This window comes from Spiroplasma sp. ChiS (assembly GCF_002968355.1).
GTDB lineage: Bacteria > Bacillota_I > Bacilli_A > Mycoplasmatales > Mycoplasmataceae > Spiroplasma > Spiroplasma citri.
The window spans coordinates 1-4,523 of the sequence record NZ_PUUH01000317.1 but is presented as its reverse complement, the minus strand read 5'-3'; the positions used below and the strand labels follow the sequence as shown (position 1 = coordinate 4,523).

The window sequence follows — 4,523 nt, the reverse complement described above, 5'->3', positions numbered from 1 at the left end:
TCTGTATATGCTTTTATAGGTATTATTTTTGTGATTATTATGTATATAAAATATATTTTTGAAATTAAGGTAGAATTTAGAGTTGAAGTATTTAAGAAACAATTATTACCGTTAGAAATTATTAATAATGGAGTATTAGGAAAAGGTACAATGTTAAGACCAGTAAGACGAGGAGATGATAAAATTGAGTAATTTTGTTAAGAAAAATCAGAATGTAGAAAATTATTTTATTAGTAAGGAATTTATACCTTTTACAACAGAAAAAGCAAGTTTTATTAATTTACCCAATCATAATCGCCATATTGGTTTTTGGTTGAGTAATAAGTTTATTTATCGGAGTGAAAAACATTCATAGCAAGTAGCAATAGGTTTGATTTATGATAATTCTTATCCTATTGTAAAATATGATGAAAATTTAAAACGTCATATTTGAAAATATTTAACTGGAACAGAATTAATCAATTTATATAATCAATATAAACAAAATTACTTTACTAAAATGAAAAAAGCGTTATTTTTAAGTGAACGTAAAAAAGTAAAAGCAAATAATAACAATAATAATTTAACAAATTGAAGTGTTGAAAAAGAACAAGAATTAATTAATGATTTAGAAAGTTTAAATTAAATGAGTTTATATGATTATTGAGTTCAATTTGTTAGTTATATTATTGGTTCAAATGCCCCTGAGTTTTTATATGTTATATCGTTTGTGTTATTTATTGTTTTGTTTTTTGGAATGTTTTTTAAACTTATTCAAAAAATATGGAGTTTTTAAAAATGCAAAATGATTGAATTAAATTAAAAGAGTTTTTCATTCATTTCTTTTTGTTTATAGATAAAACGAATGTTGAAAGTATTATAATGTGGAATTTAACGCGAAATAAATATTTAACTTTAATGGTTGGTGTTTGAATTGTGATTTTGTTTTTAACTTGGTTTTTATTATGAATGGTTTTTAAAATAGTTGGGTATTTTAAATAATGAAAAAGTTTATATTTTTTTTAAAAAACTATTGTTATATTAGTGGTTCAATGCTTTTGTTTAATTTAATTGATTTATTACTTTGGATAATTTCTTTGTATTGTGTTGGTTTAGTATTTTGATTGTTGTTTGCTTTGCAGTGTGTTTATTTTGTGTAATGATTGTGAAAAAATATTTTTTTATCAGTTAAACGCTTTTCGGTTAGTAAATTTTGTTTGAAATAATCCGTTATCAGTTATTATTGGGAAGTTAGGGACCGGTAAAACATTACTTTTAACTTATTTATCGCAAACTATGAAATTATTAACAGATGAAATTTATAGTAATTATCCGTTAGAAGATGATAAAGTTAAAGTTTTAACATTTAAAAATTTAGATTTTACCGATAGAACAAAACCGGTTCCCCCAGATGATAGTGTTATTTTATTTGATGAAAGTTATTTGTATATTGATGGAACTAGTGCTCACGATGAGAAAAAAGTTCATAGTGGTAAAATACCGTGAATTGTTTTAGCGAGACATTTTGGTAATCGTGCGTTGTTTACTGCTCAGCGTGAAGGTATGATTTGAAACAATATTCGCCAGTTAGCAAGTGGAATTATTATTCCAATTTCATTGAAAAAACCAGTTATTAAGAAAGGGTTTAATTTTTTTAATCGTTTCTTTATTATGCGAATTGGTATTTTCCAAGATATTACCGATTATGAAATTTGAAAAACAAAATCAGTAGAACGAACAGCAGAAGGTAAACGAACAAAACATAAGTCGGATGTTGGGTTAGGAATTCGGTTTTTTAAAATAATTATTCCGCTTGAATTTGCCAATAAGTACGATAGTCAATGATTAAAGTTTGTTCGTGATTTAAAAAATGATGAAATTATTGACAAAAAAGAATATTATTGGTCAGAAATTACAAAATTAAGCGTTAAAGAACGATTGGAGTTATTTGATATTGATATTTTGAAAAAGAATTTAAAACCTAAAAAAGAAAAAGGAAATAGTAAAGATGATTAATTTATTAGTTGAAAATAATAATAGTGAAAATAACAAAGCTATTGTTGTTGATTTTAAAACTTGAAAATACTTTAATGCTGAAAAAATTAATAAAGCAAAAATACAAATTACAGCATATAATTATTTACTTGAAAAAAATAATATTTTTACTAGTAATATTGGTGAAATTTGAATAATTAACGAAAATGGCGTTAATATAAATCGTTTCAATATTACCAATCAATTAAAGTTAGAATGACAAGAAATAATGCATACATTTTTAAAAAATAATTCTAATAAGGAGAAAAGAAACTATGAAAATTAAAAAATATTGTCCCAAATTAAAATATTGAGGTTATTGTTTTAAATGCAACAAAGAAAATAAAAAACCAAAATACTAGAAAGGAATATTAGTATGAATCAATTTATTGCCATTGGTAGAACAACAAAAGATATTGAAATTAAAAGAACACAAAATGGTAAAGAATATGCCATGTTTCAATTAGCAGTAACAAGACCACATTCAACCCAAAAAGAAACTGATTTTATTCCTTGTCAAGTTTGAAATAAACAAGCAAGTGTATTACAACAATATTGTCAAAAAGGTAGTCAAATTGCAATTACAGGTATTTTACAGTCTTTTAAAGACAAAGAAAATAAAATACAGTGAACAGTAAGAGTTTATAGTTGTCAATTTTTACAAACTAATAATAATTTAAAAAATAGTACACCTCCCATAACACCAACCAAAATAAATCAAACCCAATCAGCAACAAGAAATATTCGTTTAGAAGAAATAGAATCAAATAAATCATTTGAAAATAATGATGATGCGATTTTATGAGATTAAATATGAAAACTAATAAATATATTTTATGTTATCGTTCTGAAAAAGGTAAACAACCATGTAAAACTTATTTTGGTGAATATATAACTGGTATTGATGTTGAAGATGTCAATATTAATTCAACTTGGGAATGAAAATATTTTAAAAAAATTATGGTGAAAATAATTTAGTTATTTRTAAAGATGATAAGTTAGATCTAATTTTAGAAAGAAAAAAATATAATGAAAAAATGTAATAAATATCGTAATCATTTTTTAAAATGTAAAAATATAAAATTATGCTTTTTTACAAAATTACATAAATATAATTGCTATTTGTGTTATTTGTGAAAAATAAAAAAGGAGAAAAAATAAAATGAATAATAAAATTGAATTAATATTAAATAATTCAAAAGTTAATAATTGAATTAATGAAAAATTAACAAATCAGAAAGAAATTAATTTATTTCGTAAAAATATCTTAACAATTTATAATAATAATCCCAATTTATTTGATAAAGAAAAAATAAATTTAATGAGTGTTTTATCTGCTTGTGTAAAAGCAATGTTATTAGATTTACCGTTAGATYYTAACTTAGGATATGCCTATATTGTTCCATATAATGGAAAAGGRCAGTTGCAAATTGGTTATAAGGGTTATATTCAGTTAGCAATCCGAACAGGAAAATATTTAACAATAAACGCAATAGAAGTAAAACAAGGTGAATTATTAAATTTTGATGAATTAGAACAAGAATACAATTTTAAATGAATAACCAACAAAAATGAGCGAACAAAAAAAAGAAACAATCGGATATGTTGCGTTTTTTAAACTACTAAATGGTTATAAAAAAACTTTATATTGAAGTAAAGAAAAATGCGAAAATCATTTTAAAACATATTCTAATAATTATCAAACTTACGGAAAATTTACGGCTGGAAGTTATGAGGGAATGGCACTTAAAACAGTATTAACCCAACTTTTAAGAAAATGAGGTATTATGTCAGTTGAAATGCAAGAAGCCTATCAACATGATCAAGCAATAATTATTAATAACAGCAAAGAGTTTAGTGATAATCCTAACATAAAAAATAAAGAAGATAACAATGTTATTGAATTAAATAACAAAAAAGATGAATTAAATCTAAATTTAGAACAAGAATTTAGCAKTAATGAAATAAATGATGATGATAAAAATGTTAAAACTGTTGATGAAATGTTTTCTGATTAAGAAAATGAAAAATAATTGAAAAGATTATGATAAAAATCGTCCAATTAGACATAAATTTTATCGCAATAAAAAATGAGTAAAAATAAGAAACGATTATTTTAATAGCAAAATGGGAATATGTGAACGATGTTATCAAAAAAGATATATAGTTAATGGCGTTATTGTTCATCACAAAGAATATATTACCGATCAAGATTTTATTAATTGAAACATTGATAAACTTTTTGCTTGAAAAAATTTAGAACTATTATTTGTTCATCACAAAGAATATATTACCGATCAAGATTTTATTAATTGAAACATTGATAAACTTTTTGCTTGAAAAAATTTAGAACTATTATGTATGAAATGCCACAATAAAGAACACAAAACCGAAAAAGGATATCGCGATAATGTCATAATTGACGAAAAAACTGGCAAAGTAAAAATAATCGATAAAGAAGAATAAAAAGAGGTTATTATGATTAAAGTAATAGAATTATTTGCTGGGAT

General features: G+C 23.3%; 7 protein-coding genes and 3 pseudogenes. All 10 read left to right on the top strand.

Features of this window, described 5'->3' with window-relative positions; all coding sequences use genetic code 4:
• Positions 1 to 192, top strand: a pseudogene (locus C6B38_RS10450) (hypothetical protein); the annotation flags it as partial.
• A pseudogene (locus C6B38_RS08960) lies at positions 176 to 625 on the top strand (DUF3627 domain-containing protein). The pseudogenes C6B38_RS10450 and C6B38_RS08960, both read left to right, overlap by 17 nt.
• 152 nt (positions 626 to 777) lie before the next feature.
• The gene (locus C6B38_RS08955; RefSeq protein ID WP_105299364.1) at positions 778 to 981 is read left to right on the top strand and encodes a DUF2649 family protein; all 204 of its coding nucleotides are present in this window, start codon (positions 778 to 780) and stop codon (positions 979 to 981) included.
• Positions 981 to 1,995 (top strand): annotated as a pseudogene (locus tag C6B38_RS08950) (hypothetical protein). Before C6B38_RS08955 ends, C6B38_RS08950 begins: the two are co-directional and overlap by 1 nt.
• On the top strand, positions 1,988 to 2,299 hold the full coding sequence (locus C6B38_RS08945) for a hypothetical protein (RefSeq protein WP_105299363.1): 312 nt from the start codon (positions 1,988 to 1,990) through the stop codon (positions 2,297 to 2,299). Before C6B38_RS08950 ends, C6B38_RS08945 begins: the two are co-directional and overlap by 8 nt.
• A 90-nt stretch (positions 2,300 to 2,389) precedes the next feature.
• Positions 2,390 to 2,824, top strand: coding sequence for a single-stranded DNA-binding protein (locus tag C6B38_RS08940; protein ID WP_105299362.1), 435 nt, complete (start codon positions 2,390 to 2,392; stop codon positions 2,822 to 2,824).
• Positions 2,825 to 2,826: 2 nt separating this feature from the next.
• Positions 2,827 to 2,991, top strand: coding sequence for a hypothetical protein (locus C6B38_RS10445; protein WP_162475950.1), 165 nt, complete (start codon positions 2,827 to 2,829; stop codon positions 2,989 to 2,991).
• Positions 2,992 to 3,175: 184 nt separating this feature from the next.
• Positions 3,176 to 3,631, top strand: a complete 456-nt coding sequence (locus C6B38_RS12050; protein ID WP_105299361.1) for a recombinase RecT — start codon at positions 3,176 to 3,178, stop codon at positions 3,629 to 3,631.
• Positions 3,585 to 4,031 carry a recombinase RecT gene (locus tag C6B38_RS12045; protein ID WP_105299360.1) on the top strand — a complete coding sequence of 149 codons (447 nt, stop codon included), beginning with the start codon at positions 3,585 to 3,587 and terminating at the stop codon, positions 4,029 to 4,031. The genes C6B38_RS12050 and C6B38_RS12045 overlap by 47 nt, the downstream gene beginning before the upstream one ends.
• A gap of 4 nt (positions 4,032 to 4,035) precedes the next feature.
• Positions 4,036 to 4,479, top strand: coding sequence for a hypothetical protein (locus C6B38_RS08925; protein ID WP_146693381.1), 444 nt, complete (start codon positions 4,036 to 4,038; stop codon positions 4,477 to 4,479).
• The last annotated feature ends 44 nt before the right edge of the window (positions 4,480 to 4,523 follow it).